General features: G+C 66.5%; 9 protein-coding genes. 5 read left to right on the plus strand and 4 right to left on the minus strand.

Annotated elements, in window-relative coordinates:
* Window positions 1–54: 54 nt before the first annotated feature.
* Together galA and AC1VVK_RS20360 are read right to left on the minus strand one after the other, a co-directional pair.
* Window positions 55–2,967 (minus strand): beta-galactosidase GalA, encoded by a 2,913-nt coding sequence (gene galA / locus AC1VVK_RS20355; RefSeq protein ID WP_482906564.1) that lies wholly within the window; start codon window positions 2,965–2,967, stop codon window positions 55–57.
* A complete protein-coding gene (locus AC1VVK_RS20360; protein WP_482906565.1) occupies window positions 2,964–3,704 on the minus strand; it encodes a GntR family transcriptional regulator in 741 nt (246 codons plus the stop codon). The genes galA and AC1VVK_RS20360 overlap by 4 nt, the downstream gene beginning before the upstream one ends.
* 184 nt (window positions 3,705–3,888) lie before the next feature.
* Between AC1VVK_RS20360 and AC1VVK_RS20365 the strand changes: the two genes are divergently transcribed.
* From AC1VVK_RS20365 to AC1VVK_RS20385, 5 genes are read left to right on the plus strand one after another with little or no spacing between them, the layout of a single operon-like run.
* Window positions 3,889–6,291, plus strand: coding sequence for a beta-N-acetylhexosaminidase (locus AC1VVK_RS20365; RefSeq protein WP_482906566.1), 2,403 nt, complete (start codon window positions 3,889–3,891; stop codon window positions 6,289–6,291).
* On the plus strand, window positions 6,288–8,900 hold the full coding sequence (locus AC1VVK_RS20370) for a beta-mannosidase (protein WP_482906567.1): 2,613 nt from the start codon (window positions 6,288–6,290) through the stop codon (window positions 8,898–8,900). Before AC1VVK_RS20365 ends, AC1VVK_RS20370 begins: the two co-directional genes overlap by 4 nt.
* Complete coding sequence (locus AC1VVK_RS20375; RefSeq protein ID WP_482906568.1) at window positions 8,900–11,509, plus strand: glycoside hydrolase family 3 C-terminal domain-containing protein; 2,610 nt, start codon at window positions 8,900–8,902, stop codon at window positions 11,507–11,509. The genes AC1VVK_RS20370 and AC1VVK_RS20375 overlap by 1 nt, the downstream gene beginning before the upstream one ends.
* Before the next feature lie 23 nt (window positions 11,510–11,532).
* Window positions 11,533–12,978, plus strand: coding sequence for a glycoside hydrolase family 125 protein (locus AC1VVK_RS20380; protein WP_482906749.1), 1,446 nt, complete (start codon window positions 11,533–11,535; stop codon window positions 12,976–12,978).
* 41 nt (window positions 12,979–13,019) lie between these two features.
* Window positions 13,020–14,951 (plus strand): alpha-L-fucosidase, encoded by a 1,932-nt coding sequence (locus AC1VVK_RS20385; RefSeq protein WP_482906569.1) that lies wholly within the window; start codon window positions 13,020–13,022, stop codon window positions 14,949–14,951.
* 2 nt (window positions 14,952–14,953) lie between these two features.
* Here the strand turns inward: AC1VVK_RS20385 and AC1VVK_RS20390 are convergent, their stop codons facing one another.
* Both AC1VVK_RS20390 and AC1VVK_RS20395 read right to left on the minus strand, forming a co-directional pair.
* Entirely contained in the window at window positions 14,954–15,478 is a 525-nt protein-coding gene (locus AC1VVK_RS20390; RefSeq protein WP_482906570.1) for a GNAT family N-acetyltransferase, read from the minus strand.
* Between the two features lie 13 nt (window positions 15,479–15,491).
* Complete coding sequence (locus tag AC1VVK_RS20395) at window positions 15,492–16,094, minus strand: helix-turn-helix domain-containing protein (protein ID WP_482906571.1); 603 nt, start codon at window positions 16,092–16,094, stop codon at window positions 15,492–15,494.
* Window positions 16,095–16,151: the final 57 nt, after the last annotated feature.

Here is a 16,151-nt window from a genome sequence, read left to right on the forward strand (position 1 = left end):
GAGCCGTTCTTGTCACAGGCGCAAGCACATTTTGGGCCTTTTCGCGCAGGGCGCTCAGCCCGAGACGTAGACCCTTCCGGTGATCCCGCTTGGCGCGCCGTCCTTCGCCTCGATCAGCACGGCCAGCGTGCGCGGTCCCGTGCCCGGCGGGATCGTGGCGGTCAGTGAAGCCGCCGCAGTGTCCGCCTTGCGCGCCACCAGCTTGCCGTCCAGCCAGACTTCGGCCGCGCCGGTGATCTGCGCGAAGTGGAGCGTGCCGCCCTGCGCCGCGATCTTCTTCCACGGCGTGAAGCGGGTGCGATAGCTGCGCCAGCCGCTGCTGCCGGCAGGCGCGGCGACGCCAGAGCGCACGAAGTCCCACGAGTTGTTGTCCCCGTCCACCGGCGCGAGTGCCGGATCGGGCTTCTGCGCGAACAGGGCCGAGCGGCGCCAGTCGGTGATCGGCATTTCGGCGGGCACCGGCGGCACTTGTGCGCGCGGTTCGCGCGGCGCGCGGGCGAGCGAGAGGCGGGCGGGCCGCAGCGCACCGGTAGTGGCCGTCAGCGTCAATCGGCTGCCGCTGTCGTCGCCCTCGACGATGACTTGCGCAAGGCCGTTGAACAGCGCGCGCTTGTTGCCCTTTTCGCTGTCGTGGTCGTTGGGATTGCCGTTGCCGAGGCCGATGATCCGGCCCCCGGTGATCGCGAATTCCACCGGCAGGTTGGCGGTGGGAACGTGGCGGCCGCGCGAATCCACGCAGTCCACGGTGATTGCCTGCACGTCCTCACCGTCGCTGGCGATGGCTTGCCGGGCGGGCGTCAGGCGCAGCGCAACCGGCGTGCCTGTGGTTTCGTGAACCGCACTGGCGACGACTTTGCCGCCGCGCAATGCCAGCGCCTCGATCCGGCCGGGACGGTAGGGCACCTTGAAGCTGTGGCCCATGATCCGGTCGGCGGCGGATACGCGCTCGATGACTTCGCCGTTCAGGCGCAGCTCGATGGCCTCTGCATTGGTGATGGCGAAGACTTCCAGCGTCTGGCCTTCCTTGCCGGGCCACGTCCAGTGCGGGGCGAGCCAGATCATCGGCGCATCATCGCGCCAGTGCGCGGAATGGATGCCGAACGCGGTCTTGGGGAAGCCGCAGAGGTCCATGATGCCGAAGAAGCTGCTGGTGGAGGGCCACGCATAAGGCGTCGGCTCGCCGTGATAGTCGAAACCGGTCCACACGAAGCCGCCCGCCACGAAGGGACGCTCGGCGATCATCTTCCAGCTGTCGCGGTGGGTCGCGCCCCAGGAGGCCGATTCCTTGTCGAGCGAGGTGATGACCTGCTGCGCCTGAATGGACTCGAAGGCGCCGCGCGATTCGTAGGCGCTGGTGTCCTCCGAACTGGTGATCGGCTTGTCCGGATGCAGGGCGTGGAACTTGTCGTAATCGCCCTGATAGTAGTTGAAGCCCATCACATCGACGACGGTGGAGACGTTCTCCGGGTTGTAGAACGAACCGTTCATCGCCGCCGTCACCGGGCGCTGCGTGTCCAGTTCGCGCACGGCCTTGCGCATGCGGCGGACCATCTCGACACCGGCATGGGTGCCCTGCATCGGTTCCTCGTTGAACACCGACCAGAGCACGATGGAGGGATGGTTGCGATCGCGCCGCACCATCCATTCGAGCTGCGCCAGATAGTCCGGCGCCGGGTTGAACAGGCGGTTTTCGCCCATGACCAGGAAGCCCAGCCGGTCGCACCAGTCCAGCACTTCCTTGGCGGGGGCATTGTGCGACATGCGGATGGCGTTGCAGCCCATCGCCTTCAGCCGCTGGAGCCGCCAGAGCGCCAGCGCATCGGGGATCGCGGTGCCAACGCCGCTGTGGTCCTGATGGATGCAGACGCCCTTGAGCTTGGTTTCCACGCCGTTGAGGATCATGCCGCGCGCGGGATCGAAGACCACCGTGCGGAAGCCGATGAACTGGCGCCGGGTGTCGACGACCTTGCCCTCGCGCAGCAAGTCCACCTCGACACAGTAGAGTACCGGCGTATCGGGGGACCAAAGCTTGACCGGCCCGGGGATGAGCGCTGTGGTCACTTGCGCCTGTTCCAGCGGGCCGACAGTGGCCGCGCCGCCGGAACGGTGGATTTCCCGGCCTTCCGGATCGAGTAGACGGGCCGAAATCTCGGCCTGCCCCGCTTCCTCGCCGACATTGGCGAGCCGCACTTCCACGGGAACCTGCCATGTCCCGTCCGGCTGGCGCACGGGATCGCAGTGGACGCCGTCGGTCTCTATGGAGAGGGCAGGGCGGCTGACCAGCCAGACATGGCGGTAGAGCCCGGCGCCTTCGTACCACCAGCCTTCGCGCGCCTGCGCATCGACGCGCACGGCGATCCAGTTCAGCTCGTCCCCGAAGCGGGCGAAGGGGGTGAGATCGACAATGACGCTGCTGTAGCCGGACCACGAATGGGCCACTTCGCTGCCGTTGATCCAGATCGTGGCGTGGGTGGCGATGCCGTCGAAATGAAGTTCGAGGCTGCGGCCTTTCTGGCACTCGTCCAGCCGTAGCAGGCGGCGGTACCAGCCGATGCCGCGCGGACGGTAGCCCTGCGAGACATTGGCCGTTTCGCTCACGTCCTGCGCGATGGCCCAGTCATGCGGAAGATCGACAGTCGGCCAGTCGGAATCGTCGAAGGCGAGGGCGGCGGGGCCGCGCGCATTGCCGGCCTTGACCGAGAGATAGGTGGCGTTGTGGTCGGCAGGCTCGGGCACCGAGACCTCGCCCTCGTGAAACCGCCAGCCGCGTTCGAGCAGCGTGCGCGAAGGATCGGTTTCGGGAAGACGGGGCGAGGGGCCCGCAAGCGGTGCGGGCATCGGCAGACCGTCGGGCAGGCCGGGGCCGAATTGTGTTTCAGCAGCCAAACTGGAAGGAGCGAAAGCAGGCAATAGGGTAGCGACGGCGCCTGTGGAGGCGCCGCGCAGCAGCAATTCACGACGCTTCATGATCCTTCGATAAGCTCCGCAACAAAGTCATAGGAATCGCCCCGATAGTACGAGCGCGTGAATTCCACGGGGCGGCCGTCCCGCAGGAAGCCGTGGCGTTCGATCAGCAGACCGGCATGGCCGGCATCGACGCCCAGCATCCGCGCATGCTCAGTGCCGAAGGGCACGGCGCGCAGGCGCTGGAGCGCGCGGACCGGGCGGTTGCCGCTCTTTTCCAGCGCGGTGTAAAGCGAATCCCCGACGGCATCGATGCTGGGCAGGCAATATCCGGCAATCGTCGAGATTTCGAGCGCGAGCGGTTCGTCGTCGGCATAGCGGATGCGGGTGAAGCGCAGCACGGTGCTGCCGGGCGCGAGGCCCAGCGCCATGGCTTCGTCCGAATTGACCGCCCCCGTCGTGCGCGAGATCCAGGCGCTGGAGGCGCGCCTGCCGCGTGCTTCCATATCCTCGCTGAACGAGGTCAGCTTGGAGAAGCTCTTTTCCACGCGTGAGGCGACGAACGTGCCAGCCCCGCGTCGGCGCGTCAGCTTGCCTTCTTCCACGAGGCCGGCGATGGCCTTGCGCACGGTGATGCGCGAGACATCGTATTCGATGGCGAGATTGCGTTCGGGCGGAATTGCCTCGTTCTGGTCGAGTACGCCTTCGGAAATCGCGTCGCGGATCAGCTGTTGAAGCTGAATATACAGCGGCGCCGCGTTACCTTCGCGCAGACGACCAATCCGGTCAGAAAACGACATTCGATCCCCCTTGTCCCATTCTTTGCGAATGGCTTTACATTGGTCATGTCGTGCTGACAATCGCATCAAATTGTCTCTGTCCAAGCCCATTTTGCAGCAATCGGATAAGACCTATTGCTCTAAAGGATATATTTTGGTTACGTTGATGGCTCTGGTCGCAAAAAACAAGGGGGCAGGTATGAGGATGACGGCAAAAAAAGGGTCTCGGCAGGTCCGGGGCAGCGGAGCGGCACTGGCTGCGATTCTTGCGGGCTTGGCGTTCTCGGTCCCTGCTTACGCGCAATCCGCGTCTTCCCTCCCGCTCGCGCCGTGGCCTGCCTCTGTAGAGCAGGGCAACGGCAAGCTCACCATCGGTTCGGGTGCGACGATCGGCGTTCCCGCCGGCGATGCCGATGCCGCCGAAGCGGCGCGGCTGCTTTCCGAGCATGTGAAGGGCGCTAATGGGCTTATGTTGTCGGTCGCGCCCACTGCGACCACCGCACCGATCCGCTTCGAGCGCGATCCCGCGATTTCCGGCGCGGAAGCCTACCGGCTGACTGTCACGCCCAGCGGCGCGGTGATCTCGGCCTCGGGCAAGTCCGGCCTCGTCTACGGCGCGATGACGCTGATGCAACTGCTGACGGCCGATGCCAAAGACGCGGCGGGCAAGGGCGTTTCCGTTCCCGTGCTGACCATCCAGGATTCGCCGCGCTTTGGCTGGCGCGGGGTGATGATCGACCCGGCGCGCCATTTCCAGCCGATGGAATCCATCTACGCCATCGTCGACCGCATGGTGGAAGTGAAGCTCAACACCCTGCATTTCCACCTGACCGACGATCAGGGCTGGCGCTTCGAGGTCAAGCGCTACCCCGAACTCACCCGCATCGGCGCATGGCGCACGGGGCCCGATACCGGCCACGGACCCGGCGCGAAGACCGGCGGTTTCTACACGCAGGAGCAGCTCAAGGCGCTCGTCGCCTATGCCGCTGCGCGCGGGATTACCGTGGTGCCCGAGATCGACCTGCCCGGCCACGCGCAGGCGCTGGTCGCGTCCTATCCCGAACTGGGCATGCTGGGGGACCGCCCTGCGGTGGGCAACAGTTGGGGCATCTTCCCCTGGCTGTTCAATCCCAACGAAGGCGGCATGACGTTCGTGCGCAACGTGCTGGATGAGCTGATGGAGGTCTTCCCCTCGCAGTACATCCACCTCGGCGGTGACGAGGCGGTCAAGGACCAGTGGGAGCGTTCGCCCGAAGTCCAGTCGCAGATGCGCAAGCTGGGCATCAAGAGCGAGAACGCCATGCAGAGCTGGATGATTGACCAGTTCGGCGAATACCTTGCGAAGCACGGCCGCCGCCTGATCGGCTGGGACGAGATCCTCGAAGGGGGCCTCCCCGCTTCCGCCTCGGTGATGAGCTGGCGCGGCGAGCAGGGCGCGGTGGATGCCGTCAACGCCGGGCACGACGTGGTGCTCTCGCCCGCACCGAACCTCTATCTCGACAATCTCGAATCGACCCTGCCGGACGAAGCGCCGGGGCGCATCTCGATCCAGACGATGGAAGCGGTCTATCGCTACGATCCGATGCCCAAGGGGATCGATGCTTCCAAGGCGCAGCACGTGATGGGCCTGCAGGGCAATGCGTGGAGCGAGTACATCGTCACGCCCTGGCAATTGCAGCACAAGCTGTTCCCGCGTCTGGGCGCGATTGCCGAAGTGGCATGGTCTCCGCCGGTGGCAAGCAAGGACTATCCGGGCTTCCTCGCGCGCCTGACGCCGCAGATCCGCCGCTGGAAGCAGGGCGGCTTCCAGGTGTCCGACAGCGCCTTCGGTGTGGCCTTCACGCCCACGCAGACGCGCGGCGCGGCGCTCGATGCCAAGAGCATCGGCGTGACCATGGCGATGCAGGCACCCTACGGCACGATCCGCTACACGCTGGACGGCAAGGCGCCGGGCGCGAAGTCCCCCGCTTACGCCAAGGCCCTTTCGGTTAAGCCGGGCACGGTCGTCACTGCTGCCAGCTTCGCGCCGGATGGCACCGCGCTTGCGGCACCGCGCCGCTTCGAAACTGCGGGCGAGGCGCTGCTGATTTCCACCAGTTCCACGCTCACCGCCTGTCCGCGCGGTTCGCAGGGGCTGCGCGTGCCGCTCAATGCGGATGCGACTGACAATGCGCCCGCCTACAACGTCAATATCTTCGATACCTGTCAGGCCGACGACCACGCACCGCTGGCCCATGCGAAGTCGATCACCGTTTCGGTCGCGCGCCTGCCGCGTAACTACGGGCTCGCACACGATGAAGCGGCGCTGGTCAGGCACTACGCAGTGACGACGCACGGCGAACTGGTGATCAGCGCGGGCTGCCGCGCGGCGGACAAGAGCGCCGATCCCAAGCAGAAGCAGCACGATCCCATGCCGGGCGCGACCGTGCTGGCCTCGTTCCCGCTGCCCGATCCTAAGACCGCGCCGCAGCAGTTCACCTTCACGGCGAACCTGCCGGACCGGCCGGAACTCGGCGACGAGACGGACGTGTGCTTCCAGTTCACCGCGGCGCTGTCCGATCCCGTCTATGCAGTTGAAAAAGTGGTTTACGGGGAGAAGGCGCAGTGAAGTTGGCGGGCAAGTTCGCAGGCGGGGCACTGGCCATCTGGCTTGCGAGCGTTTCGGGCGCGGTGCTGGCAGCACCGCCCGCGCAGACCGCGCTGGACGATGGCTGGCAGGTCCGCATCGCACCGAGCGACGCGGCGGCCGTGAAAGCCCATCCCAAGGCCGCGCGCTGGTTCCGCGCGCAAGTGCCGGGCAGCGTGCAACAGGATCTGATCGCCGCCCGTCAGGTGCCCGATCCGTTCCTCGGCACCAATGAAGCCGCGATCCAGTGGGCGGGGCTGACCGACTGGGAACTGCGCCGCACGCTGGACGTGAGCGCACAGGACATGGCGCGCGACAATCTCGATCTCGTGTTCGACGGGCTGGATACGTTCGCCACCGTCTTCATCAACGGCAAGCAAGTGCTCAAAGCGGACAACGGTCACCGCCAATGGCGCGTGGCGGCCAAGCCGTTCCTGAAGCAGGGGCGCAACGAGATCGTCGTGCGCTTCGCCTCGCCGATCCGCACCTTGCAGCCGATGGTGCTGGCCGAGGCGCACCCGCTGCCCGGCGAATACGATTCCGCCTTCGGGGACGAGCCCAAGGGCAAGCAGACGTCCGCCTATATCCGCAAGCCCAAGTACCACTATGGCTGGGACTGGGGCCCGCGCATCGTCAATCAGGGCATTTCCGGCCCCGTCCGCCTTGAGGCGTGGGACGAGGCGCGTCTCGGCGCGTTCGAGGTCATGCAGGAAGCGCTCGGCAAGGACGAGGCCCGGCTGGTGGCGAAGTTCCGTGTTGTGGCGGACAAGCCCGGCAAGGCGCGTTTCTCCACGCGTGTAACCGGGCCGGACGGGCAGGCGCTGGCCCCCGTCGAGCGCGAGGCTGCATTCGATGCGGGCGAGAGCGTGGTGACCGTGCCGCTGACCATCGCCGCGCCCAAGCGCTGGTGGCCCGTGGGCTATGGCGATCAGCCTCTTTATAGCGTGTCCGGAGAGATCGTTTCGGGTGCGGGCGCCGGATCGAAGGCCGCGCGCAGGGTGGGCCTGCGCGACATCCAGTTGGTGCGCGGGAACGGCGCTTTCGGTTTCCGCGTCAACGGCGTGACCGTGTTCGCCAAGGGCGCGAACCTCATCCCGTTCGACATGTTCCCTTCGCGCGTCACCGACGCCAAGATGCAGTCGATCCTGGACGATGCCCGCGCGGTGAACATGAACATGATCCGCGTCTGGGGCGGCGGCTATTACCTGCCGGACAGCTTCTACGACGCGGCGGACCGCATGGGCCTGATGGTCTGGCAGGACTTCATGTTCGGCGGCGCGGTTCCTCCCGCAGACGCGGCGTACCGCGAAAACGTGCGGATCGAGGCCGACCAGCAGGTCGAGCGGCTGGGTTCGCATCCCTCCATCGTGGTCTGGGCGGGCGGCAATGAAGTGCTGTCCGGCTGGGAAACCTGGAGCGACCGCAAGGCGTGGAAGAAGGCCGTTGGCCCCGACGAACACGAGCGCATGGCCACATCGATGACCGTGCTGTTCGATCGCGTGCTGCGGGGGGCCGTGACCGATCATGCGCCGACGACCCCCTACTGGCCGGGCTCGCCCTCGACCGATTATGAAGGTCCGGTCGACACCGATGCCGCCGGGGATCGCCATTTCTGGGATGTCTGGTCGGGCTCCAAGCCGGTGGAGAATTACACGCTCTCCTGCCCGCGCTTCATGTCGGAATATGGCTTCCAGTCGATGCCGGTCATGGCGACGATCCGCGATTTCGCGAGCGATGCGGCGCAGGCGCCCGACAGTCCGGTGATGAAGGCGCATCAGAAGTTCCTGGCGGGCGAGGGCAATGAGCGCCTGAAGTTCTACCTCGATGCAAGGTTGCGCCCGGCGAAGGATCTGGCGGACTTCGTCTATCTTACGCAGGTCAATCAGGCGCAGGCGATCGACCTGGCCGCGCGCCATCACCGCGCCTGCGCGCCGGTGACGCTAGGTTCGCTCTACTGGCAGATCAACGATGTCTGGCCCTCGATCTCGTGGGCGAGCGTGGACTACAACGGGCGCTGGAAGCTGCTGCACTATGCCGCGCGGCGGTTCTTCGCGCCGCAGGCGGTGATTGCCGAGCATCATGACGGCGCTACCAAGGTCAGCTTCGCGTCCGATGCTACCAGCCCGATCGCGGCGGAATGGCGCCTGACTGGCTATGCCATGGACGGCAGCAAGCTGGGCGCAGCGGGCGGGGCGGTGACACTCGCGCCCACGACGGCGACGCCCGTTCCCGATGTGGCCGATGCGCAAGTCTTCGCAAGCGCGCCGGCCGAAGCGAGCTACGGCGTGGCGGAACTGGCGATTGGCGGCAAGACCGTCTCGCGCCAGATCGTCGAGCGCGTTTTGCCCAAGGCCATGGCCTATCCCGCGCCCGGCCTTTCGGTAACGTGGGACGGCAAGGCGGTGACGATTACCGCCAAGGCGCTGGCCCGCGCGGTCATGCTCGATTTCGGCGCGGTCGGCGCGCAGGCTTCGGACAACGGGTTCGACCTGCTGCCGGGCGAAAGCCGCCGGATCGAGATCACGTCCGAGGCGGACGAGGCCGCGCTGCGCAAGGCGCTGGTGCTGCGTACTTTGGCGGGAGAAGGGTGATGAAGGCTCTGTTTCCGATCACGCTCGCTCCCATCACCATCGCCATGGTTCTGGCGGCGCCATCGGTCGCCGCGCAGGACTTGTCGGGTGAGGCCGATCCCGCCGTGCTCGCGGCCATCGCCAAGGCCGATCTGGCCGAAAAGGCGGACCAGCTCCAGAGCACCGCGCCTGCCGCCAAGGCCATGGGGCTGCCTGCCTATGACTGGTGGAACGAGGGGCTTCACGGCCTTGCTCGCAACGGCATTGCCACCGTGTTCCCGCAGGCTGTCGGCCTCGCCGCCACGTTCGACCCGGCACTGATGGAGCAGGTTGGCACCGTCGTTTCGACCGAAGCGCGTGCCAAGTTCAACGCCAGACCGGTGAACGCCGAGCGGCGCATCTACGAAGGGCTGACGATCTGGTCGCCCAACATCAACATCTTCCGCGACCCGCGCTGGGGCCGGGGACAGGAGACCTACGGCGAGGACCCGTTCCTCACCGGCTCACTGGCGGTGGGCTTCATCAAGGGGCTGCAAGGTCCCGACCCGCTCCACCCGCGCGTGATCGCCACGCCCAAGCACTTCGCGGTCCATTCGGGCCCCGAGGCCGGGCGTGACAGCTTCGATGTGGACGTCAGCCCTCAGGACCGCGAGGCGACGTATACGCCCGCGTTCCGCATGGCAGTGACACAGGGCAAGCCGCTCTCGCTGATGTGCGCCTACAACTCCACGCACGGCACGCCGGTCTGCGCGGACGAGGCGCTGCTGACCACGCGGCTGCGGCAGGACTGGGGTTTCAAGGGCTTCGTCGTGTCGGACTGCGATGCGGTGGCGAACATCTGGATGTTCCACAATTACCGCTACGATGCGGCCGAGGCTTCGGCGGCGGCCGTGAAGGCCGGGACGGACCTCGATTGCGGCACGACATACGCGGCGCTGACGCAGGCGGTGGCGCGCGGGTTGCTCAGCGAGGCGGACGTGGACCGTGCGCTCGCCCGTTCGCTGGAGGCGCGCTACAAGCTCGGCATCGCCTTCGGCGCGAGCAATCCGTGGGGCCGGATCAAGCCTTCGCAGGTCAATACGCCCGCGCACCGTGCACTGGCGCTGGAAGCCGCGCGCAAGGCCATTGTGCTGCTCCAGAACGAGAACGGCAGCCTGCCGCTGAAGGCGGGCACGCGTCTTGCGGTGATCGGCACCAATGCTGACGATCTTGCGGTGATCGAGGCCAACTACCACGGTACTGCCGCCGATCCGGTGACGCCTCTGGAAGGTATCCGCCGCCAGTTTGGCGCGGCGAACGTCGCTTATGCGCAAGGCTCCGTCCTTGCCGAGGGCGCGCCGGTCGTCGTGCCGGAAACGGCGCTTGTCGCGGACGGCAAGCCGGGGCTCAGGGCCGAATACTTCGACCTTTCGGGCAAGCAGGCATTCGTGCGGCAGGACCGGCGGGTGGATTTCAACCTCACTCGCATGGCGCCCAAGGGGCTGGATGCGGCGGGTTTCAAGGCGCGTTGGAGCGGATCGCTGGTCCCGCCGGGGGCGGGAACCTACCGCCTCGCGCTCGATATCCCGGCTTGCTGGAAAGACTGCAAGCGTCATGACGAAGTGCGCCTGAGCGTCGGGGGCAAGCAGCTTCACGCCGGGGTGCTCGGCAAGCAGCGGGTCGAATTCGAACTCGTCCTCGACGGGACGCCGCAGCCGATCAGCCTCGAACTCGACCATTACGGCGAGGACGAGGGCCTGCGCCTGATGTGGCTGCCGCCCGCAGCCGCGCAGCGCGCAGAGGCGCTGAAGGCGGCAGGGCAGGCCGATGCCGTGATCGCCGTGCTGGGCCTCTCGCCCGATCTCGAAGGCGAGGCGCTTCAGGTTCAGGTGCCGGGCTTCGTCGGCGGAGACCGCAGCGACATCGCCTTGCCCGAACCGCAGGCCGAACTGCTGGCGGCGCTCAAGGCCACCGGCAAGCCGGTGATCGTGGTGCTGACGAGCGGCAGCGCCGTCTCGATCGATCCCATCATGACCGATGCGGTGATGGAGGCTTGGTATCCGGGCGAGGCAGGCGGCACCGCCATTGCCGAGACTCTGGCCGGGCGCAACAACCCTTCCGGCCGCCTGCCGGTGACGTTCTATCGCTCGACCACGGACCTGCCTGCCTTCGTCGACTATTCGATGAAGGAGCGCACGTACCGCTACTTCACCGGTACGCCGTTGTGGGGCTTTGGCCATGGCCTGAGCTATACGACTTACGGCTACGAGGGCGCCAAGGTCTCCGCGCCGGGCATCGGCCAGCCGGTCACGGTAACCGCCACGCTGCGCAACCTTGGCGCGATGGCGGGCGAGGAAGTGGTGCAGGCCTATGTCGTGCCGCCCGTCATCGAGCACCATCCGGTCATGACGCAGGGCGTGTTGCAGCGCCAGCTTGCCGCCTTCACGCGCGTCTCGCTGGCACCGGGCAAGTCGCGGGAGGTCACGCTGACGATCGATCCGCGCAGCATTTCCGTGGTGGACCGCCGGGGCACGCGGAAGGTCGTTCCGGGCGACTACAAGGTATGGATCGGCGGCGGCCAGCCGGGCGACGGCGCGGGGGCATGGGTGCAGTTCACCCTGACAGGGCAGGAACTGGAACTGCCCAAGTGACGAGCGAAACTATGAAGACGACGATGACCCTCGACCGGCGCGGGGCGCTTGCCGGGGTTGCTGCGGGCGCCGCCAGCCTCGCCCTTCCGGGCGCGGCGCGCGCGGCGACAATCCCCATGCCCGCAGGCGGAGGCCGCCCGCCGGTGTCCGAGCGCCGCTATGTCAGCCGCGCGGTGGAGGCGGAGATCGACCGCGTATCGCGCAAGATCGCCGATCCCAAGCTGCGCGCGATGTTCGTGGGCTGCTATCCCAACACGCTCGACACCACCGTCTACATGGACACCGTGGACGGCCGCCCGGATGCTTTCGTCATCACAGGCGACATCCCTTGTCTCTGGCTTCGCGACAGCACGGCGCAAGTGCTGCCTTACCTCCATCTGGTGAACAAGGACCCGGCGCTGACCGCGCTGTTCCGGGGGCTGATCGCCCGCCAGTCGCGCTCGATCCTCATTGATCCTTACGCCAACGCCTTCATGCACGACCCCTCGCAGAAGACGAACCTCTCGTGGGCCCTGAAGGACGATACCGAGATGAAGCCCGGCGTCGCCGAGCGCAAATGGGAGATCGACTCGCTTTGCTATGCAATGCGGCTCGGCTTCCGTTACTGGCGCCAGACGCGCGACAAGGTCCCCTTCGACGAGACCTGGGCCGATGCCTCGCGTGCCTGCGTGCGCACCTTGCGCGAACAGCAGCGCAAGGGATCGCCCGGCCCCTATCGCTTCCGCCGCACCAGCAACCGGCCGAGCGAGACACTGCAACTGGACGGCTGGGGCGCGCCGAGCCGCGCGGTGGGGCTGATACACTGCGGTTTCCGCCCCTCGGACGATTCCTGCACCTATCCGTTCCTGATTCCGGCGAACCTCTTTGCGGTGACGGCCCTACGCGAGATGGCCAGCGTGGCCGAGCAGGCGCGCGGCGATACCGCGCTCGCCGCCGATGCCCGCGCATTGGCAAGCGAAGTGGAAGCGGCGTTGCGCCAATGGGGCACGATGCTGCTGCCCGATGGCCGCCGGGTCTGGGCCTACGAAGTGGACGGCTTCGGCAACGCGATGTTCATGGACGATGCCAATGTCCCCTCGCTGCTGGGTCTGGCCTTCCTGGAGTGCGTGCCCGCGAGCGATCCGCTCTGGCAGGCGACGGCGGATGCCTGCTGGTCCGATGCGAACCCCTATTTCTTCCGGGGATCGAAGATCGAGGGCATCGGCGGGCCGCATGTGGGCCTCGGGCAAGTCTGGCCGATGAGCCTGATCGTGCGCGCGCTGTCCCGCAGCGATCCTCAAGTGATCCGCGCGATGCTGCGCATGCTGCGCGACACTGACGCGGGCACTGGCTTCATCCACGAGGCGGTGGATAGCAACGACCCTGCCAAATTCACGCGCGACTGGTTCGCCTGGGCCAATGGCCTCTTCGGCGAACTGCTGGTCAAGCTGGCCGATACCCAGCCGCAACTTCTCTCTGCCCCGCTCTGACCAGAGCGTACCGGCACACCCGCTCCCCACAAGGACTGACGATGGACTTTTCCCGCCGCCGTTTTCTGGCCACTTCCGCCGTCGCGACTGCCGCGCTCGGCGCCGATGCCGCGCAGGCCGCGCGCCCGAAGCTGGGTGAGGTCGGGGCGCCCGCACCCTCCGGCGCCGTTCCGAGTGAGCGGCAATGGAAGTGGCACGGGCATGAGATGTACGCCTTCATCCACTTCGCGATGAACACGTTCACCGACAAGGAATGGGGCTACGGAGACGAGGACCCGAAGTGGTTCAACCCCACCGATTTCAACGCCGACCAGATCGTGGCGGCGGCGGAAGCGGCCGGCATGCGCGGCGTGATCCTGACCGCCAAGCACCACGACGGCTTCTGCCTGTGGCAGACCCAGACCACCGAGCACTCGATCCGCAACAGCCCCTACAAGCAGGGCAAGGGCGATATCGTCGCGGAAATGTCCGAGGCGAGCCGCAAGGCGGGCATGCTGTTCGGCCTCTATCTTTCGCCGTGGGATCGCAACCACGCGGAATATGGCCGTCCCGCCTATATCGACTACTACCGCACCCAGCTTACCGAGCTTTGCACCCGCTACGGCAAGCTGTTCGAAGTCTGGTTCGACGGCGCCAACGGCGGTGACGGCTATTACGGTGGCGCGCGAGAGGCCCGCAAGATCGACGCACCGAAGTATTACAACTGGCCCTCTATCGTGAAGCTCGTCCACGAACTCCAGCCCGACGCCTGCACGTTCGATCCGCTGGGCGCCGACGTGCGCTGGGTGGGCAACGAGGACGGCGTGGCGGGCGATCCCTGCTGGCCGACGATGCCCAACCGCCTCTACGAGCAGGCCGTGGGCAATTCCGGCCTCCGGGGCGGCGAACTCTGGTGGCCCGCCGAAACCGATGTCTCCATCCGGCCCGGCTGGTTCTATCACGCGGATGAGGATTCCAAGGTCAAGACGCCGGCGCGCCTGATCCGGCTCTATGACGAATCCGTGGGTCGCGGCACCAACCTCAACCTGAACCTGCCGCCGGACCGTCGCGGCCGGATCGCCGATCAGGACGTGAAGATCCTCACCTCGTTCGGCGATGCCATCCGCGCCACGTTTGCTCGCGATCTGGCGCAGGGCAGCGTCGCGCACGCGAGCGCCACGCGCGGGAGCCGGTTCGCGGCAGCGAACGTGCTGGACGGACAGTGCGAGACTTATTGGTCCACGCCCGACGCGGTGCTCACGCCCACGCTGACGCTCGACCTCGCGCCCGGCACTCGCTTCGACGTGGTGCGCCTGCGCGAATTCCTGCCGCTCGGCGTGCGCGTGACGCGCTTCGCCGTCGAGGCGGAGATCGACGGCCAGTGGCAGCGCATTGCCGAAAAGGAATGCATCGGTGCGCAGCGCATCCTGCGCCTGCCGCAGCCGGTCGCGCCGCGCCGTGTGCGGCTGGTGGTGCTGGAAGGCAGCGCGGCTCCGGCGATCTCGGAATTCGGGCTCTTCGCCAGTGTCGCGCCAGTGGACGTGCCGGTCATCGTTTCGACCGATCCCAGCGTGCTCGACACCACGAAGTGGTCGGTCGTCTCGGCCAGCGCCCCGCGCGCCGAAGTGCTACTGGACAATGACGCGGGCACGATCTGGAAGCAGCCCGCGCCGCAGCCGGGCCAGCCTGTCAGCGTGACCGTGGACCTTGGCGCGCGTACCCGCCTTGGCGGGTTCACGCTCACGCCTTCGCGGCAGGTCATGGCGGATTCCGCGCCGCCGAAGGGCTACCTTGCCGAGACCAGCCTCGACGGCAAGATCTGGACGCGCGCCGCCGCGGGCGAGTTCGGCAATATTGCCTATGCGCTCTCAACCCAGCGGATCGCGTTCCCGGCCATGGTGGAGACCCGTTATCTGCGGCTCACATTCGCGGAAACAGCGCTTCCGGCAGGCAAGCTTGCCATCGCGGGCATCGGCGGTTTCATCGCCCGGTAAAGCTAGATCTGCCTGTACATGTAGGTGGAGCCGTGCCGGGCCTTTCCGTCGGGATCCCAGGCGAAGTCGGGGATGACCCCGGCCACCTTGAAACCGACCGAGGCATAGAGCGGCTCGGCAATGTCTCCCGTTCTCGTGTCCAGCGTGACGAGGGTCTTGCCGAGCTTCCGCGCAGTGTCGAGCGCCCGGTTCATGAGAGTCCGCCCGATGCCAAGCCGGCGGACTCCCGGATGGACGATCATCTTTGCGATCTCGCAGCGATGCGACTGGTTGGGGGGCATCGCCGTGATGAGCTGGACGGTTCCGACGATCTCGTTGCCCCGCTCTGCTCCAAGCAATATCCGTCGTCCGGCCGCGACCTCGGGCAGAACATCGCCTATCCAAAAATCCTCGGCATCGTCCCGCGACAGCGGCGCCATGAAGCTGATGGACGCGCCATCGCCGACACTGTCGGCAAGGATCCGGGACAGCGACGCGACGCATTTCTCAAGCGCCTGAGCGTCAAGCGCGACAACGTTCGTTTCCATTTCGAGCCGTTCCTCAGGCCAGAGCGATGATGTAGCGGGCCGGTTGATCGCCGGTCTCGAAGCAGGACGCACCCTGCAGGCGGTACCTCAGGCAGTCTCCCGGACGCAGTTCGTACCGCACCCCATCCACTGTGAGAGTAAGCGCCCCGGTCAGGAGGAGCAGGTGATGTTCGTGCCCCGGAAATGCCGGTTGATCGTAAGCAATGTGCTGGCCGGGCTCGATCTCGCACTCGATCAATTCCAGCTTCAACTGGCCGCTCGGAGGCGAGACGGTGCGCCGGGTGAACCCGCTATCCTGGTCTGACCAGACACTCTGCTCCGCTTGACGGACCAGTGGGGGAAAATCGCGTTCGAGCGGGGCAAAAAGCTGAGAGAGAGGAAGGGCAAAGGCGGTGGCCAGGCGGCCGAGTGTTTCGGCCGTGGGGCTGACCTCGGCGTTCTCGATCCGCGACAGCGTGGCGCGGCTGACCCCGCTCTTTGCGGCGAGATCCTGCAGGCTGAGGCCATGATCGGTCCGAAGCAGCCGGATGTGATCGGCCAAGGCGCGATAAGGGTGGATGGCGCATTCCATATACGAGATATATTCCCGAATATGGAATGATTCGCAATCGGACAATCCAAGATTTCGCGCAGTCGGGGATGCAGATTGTCTGCCTCGAAACGGCGGGTTTCG

It is taken from the genome of Novosphingobium sp. BL-S-32 (assembly GCF_056857055.1).

What these genes read in the sequence shown, in the direction of transcription:
- galA (WP_482906564.1), bottom strand. Translation starts at nt 2,967, where the DNA reads ATGAAGCGTCGTGAATTGCTGCTGCGCGGCGCCTCCACAGGCGCCGTC.
- AC1VVK_RS20360 (WP_482906565.1), bottom strand. Translation starts at nt 3,704, where the DNA reads ATGTCGTTTTCTGACCGGATTGGTCGTCTGCGCGAAGGTAACGCGGCG.
- AC1VVK_RS20365 (WP_482906566.1), top strand. Translation starts at nt 3,889, where the DNA reads ATGACGGCAAAAAAAGGGTCTCGGCAGGTCCGGGGCAGCGGAGCGGCA.
- AC1VVK_RS20375 (WP_482906568.1), top strand. Translation starts at nt 8,900, where the DNA reads ATGAAGGCTCTGTTTCCGATCACGCTCGCTCCCATCACCATCGCCATG.
- AC1VVK_RS20380 (WP_482906749.1), top strand. Translation starts at nt 11,533, where the DNA reads ATGACCCTCGACCGGCGCGGGGCGCTTGCCGGGGTTGCTGCGGGCGCC.
- AC1VVK_RS20385 (WP_482906569.1), top strand. Translation starts at nt 13,020, where the DNA reads ATGGACTTTTCCCGCCGCCGTTTTCTGGCCACTTCCGCCGTCGCGACT.
- AC1VVK_RS20390 (WP_482906570.1), bottom strand. Translation starts at nt 15,478, where the DNA reads ATGGAAACGAACGTTGTCGCGCTTGACGCTCAGGCGCTTGAGAAATGC.